This window comes from Blautia sp. 1033sp1_1033st1_G9_1033SCRN_220408 (genome assembly GCF_040929965.1).
Lineage (GTDB): Bacteria > Bacillota > Clostridia > Lachnospirales > Lachnospiraceae > Blautia_A > Blautia_A ammoniilytica.
The window spans coordinates 178,356-195,618 of sequence record NZ_JBFKZO010000001.1 but is presented as its reverse complement, the minus strand read 5'-3'; the positions used below and the strand labels follow the sequence as shown (position 1 = coordinate 195,618).

The following is a 17,263-nucleotide window of genomic DNA, read 5'->3' as shown; positions in this document are numbered from 1 at the left end:
AAAGCCCTCTCTGGGATTACTCCTCATGTACTATTCTCTTCATCGTCATATTGCATATATAGGCGCTGTATCTATATCAGCACCTGTTTCTTGTTTATTTTATGCAAAATACCGCCATCTGTCAAGACCGATGATAGGATTATTCCTAATGTATAACAATACGCTGCGTTTGCATGGATAGAACCATACAGAACGCAGCGCTTTTTCTGTAAAAAGTATTATTTTATTTTGTAACTGTAATCTTTACTTTTTTAAAAAGCCCATTGGATGTGTAGCAGTAAATAGTACAATTACCTTTCTTTTTAGCCCTGACGACACCGGCTTTGGAAACCGTTGCAACAGAAGGGTTTGATGAGAGATAACGAACAGTTGCAACATGTTTCTGTACGTAAGTACTTGAATTGGTTACAGATGCTTTAATCCGTTTTGTTTTTCCAGTTCGGAGTTTCAGTGCTGTTTTATTGACAGTGATCTTTTGTGCATAGCCATAACGGCTGCCTTTGGTCACTGTATGTGTACGTGGAGAAGTTGCCAGTTTTTGCCCATTGGAAATGGCAACAATATAATATTTATAGTGAGTTCCTTTCTTTAGTTTACGATTCGTCCAGGTGAGGTTTTTGGATGAAACCGTTTTTAACAGTTTGTAGCTGTTTCCACATTTTGCACCGTAAATTTTATAAGTGTCAGCCCCTTTTATTTTGTTCCATTTCAAAACCATAGAATTTTTCTGGCTTTTTAACTGAAGCATTAGAATCTGTTTGCTGACAGGTTTTGGCGCTGTCGTTGGAACTGGAGTAACGGTCGGAGCCGGAGTGGCGGTTGGAACCGGAGTGGCGGTCGGAACCGGAGTGGCGGTCGGAGCCGGAGTGGCGGTTGGAACCGGAATTTTGGTTGGTTCTGGAGTATTTACGGTAATCTCTGCGTATGGAGCAGCAACTGCTGTTATACCATCTTTAGAGACAGCTTCTACTTTGTAAATACCGGTAACGGAAGGTATAAAAGTAAGAATACCGTTCTTATCAGATGTAGCAGTGAGTGTATCATTGGTTTGCGCATTTCTTAAGGTTACAGTATATCCTTCTTCTGCATAGGCTTCTTCATTTTTTGCTGCTTCCTTATTTAAACCCATAAGTGTAAGTGTAAACGGAGTATTTACTACAGTGGTAAGGGCCGTCTGAGTAAAATAAAGATATTCTTCTGTTTTGGATGTTGTGCTGCCGGCGCTGGGGTAAATAGAAAAAATATCGTTATTTGATAAAAGTGTAGTACCCGCATACATAAAATCTACATTTTTATGATTAATACGGTAGGTATAATGGCTTCCGGTATTTTGAAATACCTTGGTGATAAGTCCTTCCATGCCATACATAGTATCGAGATAATCATAAGGTCTGGAAGCAAATTCAGTGCCATAAAGATCCTGATGTAAAGCAGCCAGAGCATCTGTTACATTTACTTTTGCATAGTTGTCAAGGTTTCCTTTCGTATACCCTGCTTTTAAGGCTTGATTTCCGCTTACATTTAAAGTTTTCTGGAAAGTTGGCCCATCACGGTCAATCTGATATCGGATGATTATAGTCTCCTGTGCAGGATTTTGAGATTTTTTTATTTCACGTATCGTTTTTTCAAGAGATGTTCTTGTATTACTATAATCTGAATCGGCAGAAGCATCATTGTTTAGGACTGCATTTGCTTCTGCGATAGCAGATTGAAGTTTGTCTTTTGTTCCAGTTGGCCAGTCAAGCGGATCAGAACTTTCTGTAATTGTTGAAAGAAAATCATTGGCAGATGCAATCGTAGTTTCCAGCTGATGCTTCTGACTGGGGCTAAGGGCTAGTCGAAGTGTAAAGTTCTGTTTTTCATTTTCCGTAAATGCGCCCATAGAATATTCCCGATCGGAATAGTTGTCACAGGAAAGATACACTGTATACATAGTTTCCCAGTCAAGTGTGTAGGTCCCATCTGAATTTGCGTCTATTTGTGTTTTAATCCCATTCTTTTCTCCAATGACTTTTTGGGTTGCATCCGAAAGATCTTTTCCTGTATCATAACCAAAAGCTATTAAAGTCATTGTATAGGTTTTAATGCGCTCTTTTAAAGAAACAGTAATAATCTGATCCATAGATACAGTTAATTCCTGATAGGTTATCTTGTAATATCCATAGGCATTGATGGAATAGTGGTAAGTGCGGTCTTTCCAGATTAAATAACTGCCGTCAGGCTCTGGATCTACTGTTTTGGTATGATCGTCTGCATCATATACAGTGACAGACACATTTGTCAAATCCAGTGAATTATTGTTTTCATCAACGTAAGCAAATTTGATAAGACATCTCCCGTCTTCAGCTCTGGTAAGAGGGAGAGAAACAGTTTCCTCTTTGGAAGGTACAAAAACCAGGTAGGCCTCTTCCTTGCCTCCGGCGCCTACATAGCCATTCTGAGATGCTGTTACGGTGTATGAAGTAGCGTCATTTAAAGTATAAGTACCATTTGCGCCAGGGGTTAACGTATTACCGTTCTGATCCACTACTGTAATCCGAGCATCTGGAAGAATATCTTGTGTAAAGCTATTTACAGCCTGAAACTTTATCTGATATGCAGTTGCTTTTGGTGCAATAACAAAAGTAACTTCCGTTGATGCAAGAACCACAGCAGTTCCGGCATCAATTGCGGCATCTGTTTCTGTTGGGGAATAGAAGGAAAGCGTCGCATTTATTGTAGCTGCAGATGTGGGTCTTTGCTCCTTCAGAGTATAATTCTGACCGACAGAAGGTGTTGAAAAGCCTTGCTGGGTTTTATCAGTGAAACAGTTTGCAGCTTCAGTTGTTTCAAATTTCCAACTGCTCTTGAAGCGTGCAGTATCCGGGCGTTTTAATGTAAATTCTGTAAGAGGGGTACTTCCATCTGCCTCATAATAGGGAATTTGATAAGTTTGTTTGGACTTCTGGCAGACTTCTTTATTTTTTACAATTACATTACCGTCAATATAATACTGTCGCATCAGCTTCTGAGCTTCCATTTTTTCGGAAGGAACCAGATTATCATCACTGATTTTCTTGAGAGTATTCTGATTGAAAGTAATTGTGTGATGATACCAGGTATCCTTTTTTGCTGAATGTCCAGAAATACTCAGTGGATCATTCAGGGAAACAATTGGAACCGGCCAGAAAGTGTAATGCTCAGAGCTATCAAATTGTTCAGGGGCATAGCAAATCGTATCTTCTTCTGCTGGCTTTACAGAAGACTCTGAACAGTCACCCATGTAAAGTCTGTCAAATCCGGTTCCTTTGAGGGTAACTACCAGGTAAGCTTTTTTGTCTTTTACGATGATTTTTGTATTATAAAAAGCGAACATTGTGCTGTCAGAAATGGTATCTATGGTGTAGGTACCATCTTCCAGAGCAACAGATTTATTCTTTAAAGTAAAAGTTATACAATCATCCTGGGATGGGGTAAAATCTTTTATTACAGCCTGCTCAGAGCCATCTTCAGCCGTATAGTTTTCAGCAGAAGCAGTAATGGTGTAGGTACGGTCCGCATACAGCTGGTAAACAGCGGCATCAGATGAAGTAATAACATTGCCGTAGTTATCTGTTACCGTGTAGACTGGATCCGTTACCAGATTTCCATCCGCATCCTTTGCTTCGAGAGTTACAGAATAAGGCTCAATTTTAGGCTGAACGATCCAGGTATAGGTGTAAGAAGCGAGAGCCGTGGCGGTATTGTTCTTGATCACCGAGTTTGTGGTAGCAGGATCGTAGAGTTTTAAGGTTGCAGTCATTTTTGTGTCTGTCTGACTGATGAAACGGACATTACTGAAAGAATAAGTGGCGGATGTGGAATATGTTTTAGAAGGTCTGGAAAAGCATTCCGTTGTACTGAAAAACCAACCACTCTGATACAGACTTTTGTCCGGTCTTAATAATTTTATGCTAGATGCAATAATGGTATTGTCAGAAGCCCGGTAGGGGATGGTGTAGGTATCGCCATCTTTGGTGATGACTGCTTTGTAGGCATCGGAACAGCCTGCAAAGATATTATCGCAGTTGTCTTTGATCCACTTTTGGGCTTTTGCTTCCGGGCTTTGGGTCAGAGTAAAGGTTTTGGTTTCATCTTGAGATGGGATAAAATCTTTTATTACGGCCTGCTCAGAGCCATCTTCAGCCGTATAGTCTTCAGCAGAAGCAGTAATGGTATAGGTGCGGTCCGCATACAGCTGATAAACAGAAGCGTCAGCTGAAGTAATAACATTGCCGTAGTTGTCTGTTACTGTATAGACAGGATCCGTTATCGGATTTCCATCCGCATCCTTTGCCTCGAGAGTTACAGAATAAGGCTCGATTTTAGGCTGAACGATCCAGGTATAGGTGTAAGAAGCGAGAGCCGTGGCGGTATTGTTCTTGATCGCCGAGTTTGTGGTAGCAGGATCGTAGAGTTTTAAGGTTGCAGTCATTTCTGTGTCTGTCTGACTGATGAAACGGACATTACTGAAAGAATAAGTGGCGGATGTGGGGTATGTTTTAGAAGGTCTGGAAAAGCACTCCGTTGTATTGAAAAACCAGCCACTCTGATACAGACTTTTGTCCGGTCTTAATAATTTGATACCAGATGCAATAATGGTATTGTCAGAAGCCCGGTAAGGAATGGTGTAGGTATCGCCATCTTTGGTGATGACTGCTTTGTAGGCATCGGAACAGTCTGCAAAGATGTTATCGCAGTTGTCTTTAATCCACTTTGCGGCTGTATCTTCCGGGGAAAATTTTTGCAATTTGGCAGTATCAAGAGAAATATGAATGGAATAAGTGATGGTATGTGGTGCTCCCATTGCTATGGTAGTTCCGGCAATTTCCATATCTTCATTTAAAACTACAGGAATCTGGAACAGGGATCCATTTTCAGTAGAAACCGGAGAATAGGTGACTCCATTAGATTCCAGCTGGGTATAAGAACTGCTGGAAAATCGAATGTTTCCATAAATAACGCCATTTTTGATCTCTATAGAGGGACAGGTGATTGTGATATGCCCGGCTCCACCGCTGAAAGTGAAATTATCCGTATCGTAAGAGGCATCTGTATATTCGGTCTTTTCACCGATAGAGCTGTTTGTATCAGTTATGGTTGTAAAAAAATCTGATGTATCTGCAAAATCTGAAGAAACATCCTCTGTAAGGAATTCTTCAGAAGCAGATTCTTCAGACGGGGAGCAGGTATTTTCCTTATCACTAAAAGTAATAGTTTCCGATTCTTCGTTTTCATCTGGTGTACTTGTAAAATTCTCAAGTCCATCAGAGAACCAAGTATCGTCTGTAGTACCGGCAAAAGCAGCAGCAGGAGAACTTAATGTCATAGCTGCAGTAAGAAGCAGTGCCAGAAAACGGGATTGACGGTGTTTCATGTTATTATTCCTCCTTCGTATAAAAAATACCCTCTGAAAAGAGGGCATAAATATAAAGAATAGCGTTAAAAGCTATTCTTGGTTATGCATTTCATATCGCCCCTGAGATAAAAAATGCACGATGAGACACATATAAAAAGACCCGACTTTACGGTGGCAAGGACGCCGCTGCGGATATGAACCGCATTCCATTTAAATATGTCTGTTTGTTAATTGGATGATACTACAGAAAAAAAAGATATGCAATCGTTTTTTAGATTTGCGTATACCGTACCTAATCGATATACTCTATTGACTGAACCGATTAGGTACGGTACAATAAAAACATATTTTAAAATCCATAAGAGAGGAGAAAAAAGATTCACCATCATTAACACGCAAAAAAGGAGGAAAATGAAATGAAGAAAATGAAAAAGACACTTTGCGGCTTTCTTGTATGTCTGTTATTAGTCGCTGCCACCCCATTACTGGCAAATGCAGCTGCCAAAGCACCTGTTTGCCCTAAGACTCAGGCCCTTTATTTTGAGAGATCAGCTCCGTTCAAGGGTGTCGATGACACATCTGTATTCGATTTTATTTACATCAAGAACCTTTCATCTACAGCGACCATTACCAACATAAAATCATCCAACACATACTACACAGCTTACAAACGTCAGGGATTAAATGCGATCCAGATTGGCACAAGCACGAAGTTTCACATGAAAGGCCACAAGGTTAAAGTCGGAGAAAAATCCACCTTCAGCTTTGTAGTTAATCAAAATGGGAAAAGCTATAAGCTGTCCTGTAAAGTAACCTTCAAACAGCACCCTGCAGTTTTTAAATCCTTTAAAGTTGGCTCAAAAGATTACGCTTCTGAAATTAACGGTTACTGGCAATATGGTGCCAAGATTTCCCGTTCCGGAAAAACACAGATAAAGGTTGCTGCTGCTAAAAATTATAAAATAGATTTTATTGAAATTGCCTATAGAAAGGGCAACAAGGCGTTCACTAAAAAGATCAAAAACGGACAGAAGGCTTCTCTGAAAAACGCCGTTTCAATCGACGTTACCTACCATACAACGAAGAAGCCAAAATATTACAAAGCACCAGGTTCTGACTACCGCTACTATTATTTCGGCCAGCCAACTCCCCTCTATTCCGATTTCTCGTTCAATTTATGGTAGTATAGGCTCTAGGGACTGTCGTTTGACAGCCCCTTTTTTATTTTACTGCTGATAAAGTACCAGTCTTTCGTTCTGCAGATCATTACACAGTTCGCATGATACTTTGCTCATATCATACACATGAACAACCTGCTTCAACTCAGGATCCTCCGTAAACAGGCTTACAATATCAGGATATTCTGCCAGTTTTTCCGGTGCAAACCGTAACGTTTTTTCATTGGCAAATACTGCGGTGTACAATATCTCTGCTTCTACCAGATCCTGAAAAATATGGCTTCCATACGAAAGTTCCGGATTATATCCCGCCTTTTTCTCTTCTATCTCACAAATTGCTTCAAATTCACTGATATCTGCAAATGTTGTCGGAACACCAAGTTCCGGAGAAGATGTACCTATACGCCCCGGAACCATAAGAAGCATATGCTTATTTTTTTCTTTGTATTTCCAGTTTATTGTTCCGATCAGTTTCGCCACGTTTGGCTTTCTGACATACGGCATATTATAGTACGCAATCGGATCAACCAGAACAATGTGATCGATTTTCACATTTCTGGACAGTCCCATCGAAGAATGCACATTCTCCAGAATTATTTTTTCTTCTGCAATATCCTCCGGAATCTGTGCTTTTCCGATATCCTTAAACACCTTCAGTGGCCGGCACTGCAACAGGTTTATGGAATATTCTCCTGTTTCTGAAAGGTTCACCGTAAATTCGATATCAACCGGATATTCATATTCTTTCTGGAGCAGCTGCATAATATCCTGTATCTGCTTCATCAGAATCTGATTCTTTACTATACCACTGCACGCAATAAAACGAACGGATCTGTTTATTCCCCTCTCCCTGAATGATCTTTCTGCGTCAAAATCATGATCCAGAAGAATATTAGCAAGGTATTCCGGAAGGAATCCTTCGATCTGATCCAGATACATTTGTCTCACGCAGTGTCCAGAGGTATCCACTGCTTCTACTTTTCGCTGCGAAAACTGATGTTTCTCTGCAATGGTTGTACAGCTTGTTGCCTGTGGCATATCCAGACTGACAAGCCGGGGATAAGAACCCTCCGTGCGATCCACTGCTGCTGTTCCAAGACCCATAACCAGCCTCAGCATTCCTGCTTTTGGATCGATCTGCTCTAAAAACTTATAAGGGCTGTAAGAGTACCCAACTCCCGCTGCACATGGCATATAATAAGATCCATAGTAAGAGCCAGAAACGCGCTGTACAAGAAGTGCCATCTGTTCATCCCGTTTGTCAAGTCCTCTCCGCTTTCTGTAATCCAGTGCCGACAGACTCATGGAACTGGCATATACAGTCCTTATTGCGTTTTCAAACTCCAGAAGGCGCTCTTCCAGAGTTCCTCTGTTGGCGCAGAAAACTGACTCATATTTTCCTGCAAATGCATTGCCGAAACCATCTTCGAGAATACTGCTGGAGCGTACTATAAAAGGATCCTGTCCATAGTATTCCAAAATATGCAGAAACTGATTTTGCATTTCTTCCGAAAAGACACCATTTTTCAGTTTCTGTGCAAATTCTTCTGCCAGCGAAAAGTATTCCTCTTCCTCTCTCTGACGAACACGGATATCCCAGAATCCATTATCTACAATGTAAGTATAATAAACATCAGATCCGATAAAAAAGGAATCATGAGGTTCAAGCACCTCATCAATGTCCGGTGCCAGATTTCGGACAATTGCTCTGGAAAGCAGCATTCCACATGCTTTTCCACCAATCATACCTGTTCCAATCATATGATTTCGAACATTAAAATAATCCTGTGGCGTAAAGTGCTTTTTCACCATAAAACGCATCTTTTCATCTCTGGTCATCATAATATTACACATGGTATTACAGGCATCATCTGTATTCATATGATTGTCATATAACATTTTTGCTGTGTTGAAAAACCGATTCCAGGAATCTGTAAACTGCTCTTCACCTGTTCTCTGAAATTTGTCAAGAACCTGATAAAAACGGCTGGACTGTACTCCATCCAGGATCGGACGGAATTCACCTGTTTCTCTGTTATAAATATGTGGTCGAAACATGGTTTCCGAATCTCTGTTCCACACTTTTGCAGGACGGACGTATGTGTTTCTCCTGTCAGAATAGACATCCAGAAGCAACTGTGTAGTATTTAATATTTTCTTTACTGCATGAAAAGAATGTTTTCCCCTGATAATCGGGAAAAATGCAACTGTATCCAGTGTAAAAAGGAACGGACACGTAACACGAAAGAAGTTTCCCATCATAAGGTCTGTTGCCCAGGCTGTCTGAAGTTCTGAAAGACAGTCAAATACATAAAATACATCAAAACCTTCTTTTTCAATTATTTTATGTATTTTCACAGTAAAATCCTCAAACCTGTGTGATAAGGGAATTTCTATACGTTCTACCTGTGGACATTCTTTTACCAGCGACTCATGACTGGCAAATCGAAAATATACAATTCTTCTATTATCCTTGATTGCCTGCTCTATATAAGGTTCGCAGAAATACCTGAATTCCTGGAGATTTGAAACTCTCCAGACCACATTATCCCCCAGCCGGATATTATCCAGTGCCTGATCCATATCCGGAATTCCCGAACAGATTCTCTCAAAAGCTGCCATATTTTCCCTCCATAACCCAAGAATAAAGTAAAAAAAGCACACAGACATTCCTGTCTATGTGCCACGCTGCACCCTTTTTATGAAATAATTATAAAAAGAATATATTATAAAGTCAACCATCTTTATTGGTGTTACCTATCAAAAAGCCAGCCGCATCTGATGCCATACGACATTTCCGTGCGTGGATTTATCTGATACACCTTCATCAGAAAAACCAAATTTTGCGTAATACGGAACGAGTTTTTCCTTACACGTCAGTACAAGTCCCTTACGTCCCTGCTGCCTTGCTTCGTCAATAGCACGACATATCAATTTTCCGGCATATCCATGTTTACGATAATCGGGCAAAGTATTTACACCGAAAATCATCTGCCACGCACCATTTTCGTCATGCATAGCTGCATTCTTATACATTTCATCTGTTAAATCCGATTCATCTGTTACAAATCCATCCACAAATGCAATCAGCTTTCCAGCTTCATACATTAGCCAAAAGTGATTTCCATAGTACTTAACTCTTTCAACAAATTCCTTTTCTGTTGCTGCTTCCGCAGGCGGAAAGCATTCTGCCTCAACTGCTGCAATTTCCGCAATATCTTCATTCGTTGCATATTTTATATTCATAATAAAGTTCCTCTTCTAAAAAAACTGCCAACACATTATAGTACAAGTATGCCTTAATTCTTCCTGGCCGCAAGACAGTAATTGAAATGTTCGAAGACTTTCATATCTGCTCCTGCTTTATCGATAATATCTCTTTGAATATCATCTGGTGTCATCAACTCGTAAATAAGGAAATATACAGCCGCTCAGTCCCGAACTCCTGCAAGCGCCAGAAATTTTTTGTCTGACTGAATACCCTGGGTCAGAAACCGACCGTCCCGGAACAAAGCATACGTGGTAACCGGTGCAGGTACGTTCTGTGCGGATTCTTTGTCGGTGATGTGGATTGCTTTGAACGGAATGCCATGTTCCTTTGCCACTTCCTGCACCTTTGGTACCCAATAATAGGTGTACGGACACTGATCGGTATAATAAAGAACAAATCCTTCTTCGGCCACTTTTGGATACCTGGCACATTCCCTGAATTTCGGCAGTTCCGCTTCCGGCACAAGCGGCAAATACACCAGGCTGATCCCGCAATCGGATATATCTGCAGTCTTGAAACCCTTATAATTCAAAAACTTCGGATCAGCAAGAAATTCACGTTTCCGACCCTCAGCGCACAGAATACAAACGCCATTTTTTCTCTGTGCCCTGGCATCCCGAATGCACTCACTTAAAAGTTCGTTCGAATATCCGTGCCCTTTCATAACACCGGATACCCACAGACAGTTGATGTAAATCCAGCCATTCGCCTCAATGGGAATCCATGCGTTTTCGGCCGGTATATATTCGATAAAGCATTTGCCACGCTCTTCACTACGGTAGAAAACAAGACCTTCCTCAAAGCGCTGCTTCATCCATTCTTTCTTGGCAATGCTCTGCTTACCTGACATGGCACAGCAAATATGCTCTTTGTCAATATTTTCTTTCGTGATCCGCATATAATTCATATTTTATTCCTCCTGTGATTTATGAATCGTCCTTATTTCGTAACTGTTCAATACCTTCACAGTTACAAGTCAACATGCATTTAAAATCACCTTCGGTGATGGCATTTTAGCTTGTATGTCTGCTGAATAGTTACCTTATTTCATAAATGACTATCTTACAGTTTATTTCATAATAGAAAAAGTACAATATCTTTTTTCAAGATTTGTATCAAATTATTCAGAACAACAAACAAATTTCCCATAAGAACCAAGCGGACGAGTCCTCTTCAGACTGTAAACAGACTTGGTGTTGGGACGAGTATACGAAAAAAGTGGTTGAATTCCATCTTCCCACAGCTGATGGGCGATTGCCGGAGTTTTATATCCTGCATCTGCACATCCACTTTCCAGATCGCTGATGCTGCATTTTTGTAATTACATAAAAAACTCCCTTTCAGAACGGCAGGATCACAGTTGTAATGCCTGCTGTCCCCAAAGGGAGTCATATTATCTATCCTATTGTATTGTAAAAACAGTAGCCTTTATAGTCGCACACTGTATCATGTCCAATCTGTGAAAGGCGTCCTTACACATCCAGTTCAATCTTCCTGCCTGTGCGGCTGTACTGATAATAACGCACACCAGCTGCATCCATCATCCGTTTGGATGCGATCACCGCCGGAGTATCTGCATACTTGTCACTGTCATAGACTACAGTTTTGATGCCTGCCTGGATAATAGCTTTCGCACATTCATTGCACGGGAAAAGAGAAACGTATAATTTGGCTCCCTCCAGGCTTCCCCCACGGTAATTCAGGATTGCATTTAACTCGCTGTGGGTCACATACAAGTATTTGGTATTTAAGGGCACTCCTTCCCTGGCCCAGGGAAATTCATCATCTGAGCAACCCTTTGGGAATCCATTATATCCCATGGAAAGGATCTTATTATCCTCGCTGACGATACATGATCCTACCTGGGAGTTGGGATCCTTGGAACGCATGCCTGACAGTATGGCCACTCCCATAAAATATTCATCCCAGGAAAGATAATCTTCTTTTTTCATATTTTTGTTTCCCATGTAAAACCCTCCTGTATGCTATTTTTCAAAAAAATACGCACTGTTTTTTATATAGCTATACGCTTATTACTTTATGGCCTGCAGCCTTTAAAAGCCGGTTCATGATAGCCTGCCCCATCTGAGGAGTGTAAAATGCCTCTGAATAAATCTGATCTACCTGGCACTGGTCAAACTCCCTGAGGATCTCATAAAGATTATGAGCAATGGTTTCTTCTTTTTCACGGCTACCAATGCACTTTACCGTTCCCTTTGGATACAAGGAACAGGATTCCTGTGCAGCAATGATTCCTACCCTTTTTCCATTTGCAAGATCTGCTTCTGTCATTTCGTTGATCCTGGCTACCACTTTCTCAGCCTGTCCTTCTACTACTGCCAGATCCGCTTTTGGCGCGTAGTGACGGTACTTCATTCCAGGTGCTTTCGGACGCACTGAACTATCTGACCGTATCAGCCCCTGATCCATCCGTACATCCCCCAGCGTGTCCTGAAGCATTTCCAGGGAAATATATCCCGGGCGCAGCACCACAGGAATCTCTTCTGTAAAATCCACAATCGTTGACTCAAGACCGATTCCTACAGCCCCGCCGTCAATGATCATATCAATGGCATCTCCCAGATCTTCTTCCACATGCTGTGCAGTAGTCGGACTTGGTCTTCCTGATGTATTGGCGCTTGGTGCAGCCACATACCCACCGGCAGCACGGATCAGCGCTGCTGCTACCGGATCGCTGGGAAAACGCACAGCAACACTATCCAGTCCTCCTGTAGTCTCCATCGGCACAATATCAGATTTCTGAAAAATCATAGTCAAAGGTCCTGGCCAATATTTCCCAGCCAGTATCCTGGCCTTTTCCGGTACTGTCTTTACGATCCGGTATAGGCTGTCCATATCTGCAATATGAACGATCAGGGGATTGTCCGAAGGACGCCCCTTTGCTGCATAGATCTTTTTGGAAGCCTGGGGATTCAATGCATCACCTCCAAGCCCGTAAACTGTTTCTGTAGGAAATGCCACCAAACCACCGTTTTTCAGGATCTCTCCTGCTCTTTTCAAAGCCTCATGATTCAGACACTCCCCTGTCATTGCTACTACTTCTGCTCTCATATATTCTCAGCCTTCTTTATCTCACTTTCTTTTTAATTAACCCCATCCACCTTAATGATATATGTGTCATAGGTCTCATCCTGGAAAACCACAGTTCCAAGACTTTGAAGCAAAGCTTCATTTAAACTGTCACCATACTTTTCCCGTTCCGTGGAACCAACGAAAATATAGGAAACATCATAATTGGTCAAAAGACGCTTAACCTGGTCTTCGTCTGTAGACGTATAGATCCGCCTTACGTCCTCTGTTTTAAAGTCCACATCAGCTACATTGCTTCTCCACAGCCATTCATGGACTCTCCAGCCGATCACCGTGGGAAGACCTGTAGCTGCAGACACACGTTCATACTTGGTGTAGCTGTCTCCTGGTGCTTCCAGCACAACCGGCGAACCTGTAATATTTGCCCTAAGCCACCGGATGGCTGCCGCATCCTCAGGAACCTGCTGTTCCAAAAATGTGGTGGCATCCAGCCCCTGATAATCGCTGACCTTCCACACATCCCCAAACCAGGCCTTTACACTGTTCCCCAGATATCCAAAGGTCCACACAAGGAAGAACAGCACAATACCTGCCAATACTTTGGATAGCTTGTTCCTGGTAACTATAAGCAATCGGTAGATCCCGTATCCCATAGTCAGGGCAAACAGGATATACGCCTGATACGTAAGCTTAAACATGGTATTGGCTCTTGCATTGCCGTTTTCATAAATATCCCTTACATATACCAATTCCGGGATCAGGATCAATCCAACGGCACATAATCCGGTGATCAGGGCAAACAGATCCGGTACATCTGTGGCAGCCATCAGACTATACAGGCTTTTATGCTCCACCTGCTTCAGCTTTTCTCTTAAAAGCGAGATCACAAATACAAGAACAAGTAATACAGGAATCCCCCACAAAACAAGGAGCTGATAAAAATAGCTGTGATATTTGGATATTCCTACACCATCTACCATACTGTCAAACTGAATGGTAAAGGGAAGGATCACCAGATAGGAAACTGCCAAAAGCTCAAAAGCCTGTACAATGGTAACAGCAAGAATCTTACGGATCCTGCCTCCCAGCCGTACAATATTTCCAAACAACATTACACCGCCGGTAACAACAAAATAAATAACAAAATCCCAGAAATTTGTCCACTGATACATTCCAAGAAGCAGGCCGGCAAGCAGCAGATAGGGAGATAACATTTCTCTTTTCCAGAAAGCAGATGCATGAAGATCTACCTGATCCAGCCTTTGGGCTTTCATTTTCTTCATCCATGCATACAGGATACCGATCAGCAAAAGTACAAACAGGATATTTACCACATGGGCATGAAGATCCCCAAGTACAAAGGAATAGCTTGGGAACTCATGGATTGTCCGATCCTCTTCCCTGTAAGGATTATATCCGATGTAGCGGGTAGCATCCGGGAACCAGTAACCGGAATCGCTTTCCCCTCCCTGTAGCTTTTGGATCCAGGGAAGTGCCCACCGGTATACGATATAGTGTCCATTTCCTGCCAAAGACAGGGAAATTCCTGCAGTCAGTCCGGCCATTGGCGGTACACACCGCTTCTTCCCTGTAAGCTGTCCGTACATCCGGTCTCTTACCATCTGATAAACCAGCGAAAAAGGCATTGCAAATGCAAAAGCTGCTACAAAAGTGCGCATCAGGTTATAGGTCTTTGCCACCTTGGTAACAGACAGCTTTGTAAGAAAGACTGCAAAATACTGGCCGCCATAATAATAATTGATCTTCCCCTGGGAATACCACAGATCGGTAGCCGGCAGCGTAGTGCTTCGCATCATAGCTTCCATGAAGCCATAATCCATAAACTTTTCTGTTCCATATGCCTGTGGATGAAAACCCGCAAAATAAGTCCACATAAGAAATGCTGCAAAAAAGATCACTTCTTCCCAAAAAATCAGATCTCCATGGCCTTCCGGCATACACCAGATCCCCTGTCTGCTCTGATGCAGGAAAAGCAGGATACAGCACACAACAAAAATCAATACTACTGCCACACAGGTAAGTGTGGTAAATGCTGCAAGCTTAATAGACACCAGAAACCAGGTAAAAAATCCGGTAACCGCAATTGCAAGGGCTTTGGAAAAAATCCAGCCTTTATCCGCAAATCCCTGAAAAAGCCTCCCTGTCAATGGCATGGCACAAAGTCCCAGCACACCGGCAAGAAGCCACCAGGTCCAGAACGTCCACACATCTCCTTTCAAAAGATATGCGGAGCCTCCGATCAGGGCAATTGCCAGCAGAAGCTGCAAGATTCTTTTCTTTCCCACTGTTTTTCCTTTTTTTGTTGCATTTGTGATTTCTGCTTCCATCATACTGCCCCTTTTTCTTTATATTCCTCTGTTGTCTGATAGATCCTGATCCGTCCGTCATCTGAAGTATAAACCAGAGGATACGTCATTTCAATAAGATCTTCCCTACATGCCTGCTGCTCAAATTCCATCCCTTCTTCATACAGGATATATGTAATCTTCTCTTCGGCCACGGTTTTCTCTAAAATCTCCTGATCCTGAGCAGTATAGATCTGCACAGCCTGCGATGCCCTGTAATTGGTATCATATCCTGCTGACCAGGCATAATAAGGCCATCCCAGATACATCATCACACCGGACATAGTCACCTCATTCATACTATACTCTGGTGTAAGGATCAGATCCTGATCTGTCAGATTCTCACTTAGCCATTTTGTCAGTGTGCTGTTCATATTCACAGATACCCGGTGCATGGAATCATTATCCTTCAGGATCACCACAAAATCATAAATCCCAGTAAGAGTAAGACTGACTGTCAAAAGAATGGCACATATTTTCCCCGGAATTTTCTTTTTCCAAAGGCCGCATACAACCCATCCCCAGAAAATAGTCATAAATGCATACGCGATCATCACATACTTATGGTTTACGTTAATGTCCGGAGTAAGTGATATGGTAAAAGTAAACAAAACCGGCATGAGAAAAGCCACTGCTGCTGCCCTCTGCCTTCTTTTCATAAACACCAGCAGCAAAATAACTCCCAGAAATACAGGGCCTGTGATCTTAAACAGATATACCAGGCTTCCCCACAGGGTTTTATCATCTGCCAGAAATCCAAAATAGAAGGATGGCGAAACCACAGATCCGGTTACAAAAATCTTTGACTGGATCATTGTAAAAAGAACCGTCACTCCTGCAGTTAATGCATAATCAAGCTTTCCGTCAGAAAACAGGGCAAAGCCACACAATATCAGCAGACCGCCGATCACTGCTGCCCCATTCCAGAAAGAAGCCAGACCAAGCACAAGGCCCATTAAAAGTGCCCGCTCCGGATCTTTGGGAAGCCATGCTTCCCTGGTCGTAAACCTGCATTTCAGCCATTTCCAGCCTTTCTCCTGATGATCTGCCCCTACCTCCAGCCAGTCCAGAAATACCCACAAAGCCAAAGCCACCAGAAGCAAGCCAAAACCTAAATGTCTCTGATTCAGATATACGTTAAAATTCCATAATCCCCAGTTCTCATTAGTGGTATAACCAATAAAAGAGGTATTTGCTTTAAAAATCTCCCATAGATCTCCTGCCTGGATATGTTCCCATGCAAATACAAAAAATGCAGTTCCACTCCGGAATATCATAAACACTACTGACAATATCCCTGCTCCCATACCCCCTGCAATCCGAAATGCAAGACTGTAAAGAATCATAAAAAAGCCAAGAAGGGAAAGAATACTGACGCTATTGTATGCAATATCTATAGGAAGACCAAGATATTCCAGATTTCCTGACAAAAACTGAAACATAAAATGGTATTTTACGTCTGCTCCTCCAAAGTGAGGATACTGGGTAGGAAAATTATTCTCCAGTGAAAAGGAACGCATCATAGCCGTATGGGGTGCATAATCCCCATAAACTGTATATCCGGAATACAGATACCCTCCACTCAAATGGAAGGTATAAAACATGATCCAGGTGAGGAACAAAAAGCAGATCCCGAAAAAAACAGCCTCTCTGATCAGGCGTTGGCTGTCAGCTGTCTCTTTCTTTAATGCCCATAAAGACTGATGGCTGCGGAACCTTACGGCATACAGCCACACAAGAAAAAGCAGTGCAGCTGCCATCACCACAAGATTTCCCAGAAAAAGAGGATGCTCCATCCCGCCTTTCACACTTGCAAACCAGGAAATAATGTAAACAGCCCAGGTAAGGAACAGTGTGCCAATCCCAAAGGAAGCAGGTGCTGTGATCCAGATCCTGTTAAACCCTGTGCCATCTGCTTTGCCATCTGACAGCAGCACAGATGTGATCTCTTTTCCTATCAATATACATAAAACAAGATATATAATTCCCAGCATATTTTACTCCATTCTTTCGTCCATTT

9 protein-coding genes and 1 riboswitch are annotated in these 17,263 nt (G+C 42.1%); of the genes, 1 reads left to right on the top strand and 8 read right to left on the bottom strand.

The features are described 5' to 3' along the window. Positions 1 to 223 precede the first annotated feature (223 nt). On the bottom strand, positions 224 to 5,395 hold the full coding sequence (locus AB5916_RS00915; protein ID WP_368188908.1) for an Ig-like domain-containing protein: 5,172 nt from the start codon (positions 5,393 to 5,395) through the stop codon (positions 224 to 226). Between the two features lie 83 nt (positions 5,396 to 5,478). Next, a riboswitch (adenosylcobalamin (AdoCbl) riboswitch) is annotated at positions 5,479 to 5,612 on the bottom strand. A gap of 181 nt (positions 5,613 to 5,793) precedes the next feature. Here AB5916_RS00915 and AB5916_RS00910 point away from each other — a divergent pair. Beyond that, positions 5,794 to 6,561: a hypothetical protein gene (locus AB5916_RS00910; RefSeq protein ID WP_368188907.1), complete on the top strand. Its 768-nt coding sequence runs from the start codon at positions 5,794 to 5,796 to the stop codon at positions 6,559 to 6,561. 42 nt (positions 6,562 to 6,603) lie between these two features. Here AB5916_RS00910 and AB5916_RS00905 read toward each other — a convergent pair whose 3' ends face one another. From AB5916_RS00905 to AB5916_RS00875, 7 genes are all read right to left on the bottom strand, one after another. Then, positions 6,604 to 9,177 carry a PEP/pyruvate-binding domain-containing protein gene (locus AB5916_RS00905; protein ID WP_368188906.1) on the bottom strand — a complete coding sequence of 858 codons (2,574 nt, stop codon included), beginning with the start codon at positions 9,175 to 9,177 and terminating at the stop codon, positions 6,604 to 6,606. A 138-nt stretch (positions 9,178 to 9,315) separates the two neighbouring features. Further along, on the bottom strand, positions 9,316 to 9,801 hold the full coding sequence (locus AB5916_RS00900) for a GNAT family N-acetyltransferase (RefSeq protein WP_368188905.1): 486 nt from the start codon (positions 9,799 to 9,801) through the stop codon (positions 9,316 to 9,318). A gap of 185 nt (positions 9,802 to 9,986) precedes the next feature. Then, a complete protein-coding gene (locus tag AB5916_RS00895; RefSeq protein ID WP_173729115.1) occupies positions 9,987 to 10,733 on the bottom strand; it encodes a YoaP domain-containing protein in 747 nt (248 codons plus the stop codon). Between the two features lie 565 nt (positions 10,734 to 11,298). Then, positions 11,299 to 11,793: a dCMP deaminase family protein gene (locus AB5916_RS00890; RefSeq protein WP_244093060.1), complete on the bottom strand. Its 495-nt coding sequence runs from the start codon at positions 11,791 to 11,793 to the stop codon at positions 11,299 to 11,301. Between the two features lie 55 nt (positions 11,794 to 11,848). Next, positions 11,849 to 12,898: an L-threonylcarbamoyladenylate synthase gene (locus AB5916_RS00885; RefSeq protein ID WP_158420098.1), complete on the bottom strand. Its 1,050-nt coding sequence runs from the start codon at positions 12,896 to 12,898 to the stop codon at positions 11,849 to 11,851. A gap of 32 nt (positions 12,899 to 12,930) precedes the next feature. After that, on the bottom strand, positions 12,931 to 15,228 hold the full coding sequence (locus tag AB5916_RS00880; RefSeq protein WP_368188904.1) for a DUF2298 domain-containing protein: 2,298 nt from the start codon (positions 15,226 to 15,228) through the stop codon (positions 12,931 to 12,933). Beyond that, positions 15,225 to 17,237: a hypothetical protein gene (locus tag AB5916_RS00875; RefSeq protein WP_368188903.1), complete on the bottom strand. Its 2,013-nt coding sequence runs from the start codon at positions 17,235 to 17,237 to the stop codon at positions 15,225 to 15,227. The genes AB5916_RS00880 and AB5916_RS00875 overlap by 4 nt, the downstream gene beginning before the upstream one ends. Between the last annotated feature and the right edge of the window lie 26 nt (positions 17,238 to 17,263).

Bases quoted from the DNA above. Each gene is read 5' to 3' on its own strand.
- AB5916_RS00895 (WP_173729115.1), bottom strand. From the start codon at position 10,733: ATGAATTATATGCGGATCACGAAAGAAAATATTGACAAAGAGCATATT.
- AB5916_RS00885 (WP_158420098.1), bottom strand. From the start codon at position 12,898: ATGAGAGCAGAAGTAGTAGCAATGACAGGGGAGTGTCTGAATCATGAG.
- AB5916_RS00905 (WP_368188906.1), bottom strand. From the start codon at position 9,177: ATGGCAGCTTTTGAGAGAATCTGTTCGGGAATTCCGGATATGGATCAG.
- AB5916_RS00910 (WP_368188907.1), top strand. From the start codon at position 5,794: ATGAAGAAAATGAAAAAGACACTTTGCGGCTTTCTTGTATGTCTGTTA.
- AB5916_RS00915 (WP_368188908.1), bottom strand. From the start codon at position 5,395: ATGAAACACCGTCAATCCCGTTTTCTGGCACTGCTTCTTACTGCAGCT.
- AB5916_RS00890 (WP_244093060.1), bottom strand. From the start codon at position 11,793: ATGGGAAACAAAAATATGAAAAAAGAAGATTATCTTTCCTGGGATGAA.
- AB5916_RS00900 (WP_368188905.1), bottom strand. From the start codon at position 9,801: ATGAATATAAAATATGCAACGAATGAAGATATTGCGGAAATTGCAGCA.
- AB5916_RS00875 (WP_368188903.1), bottom strand. From the start codon at position 17,237: ATGCTGGGAATTATATATCTTGTTTTATGTATATTGATAGGAAAAGAG.
- AB5916_RS00880 (WP_368188904.1), bottom strand. From the start codon at position 15,228: ATGATGGAAGCAGAAATCACAAATGCAACAAAAAAAGGAAAAACAGTG.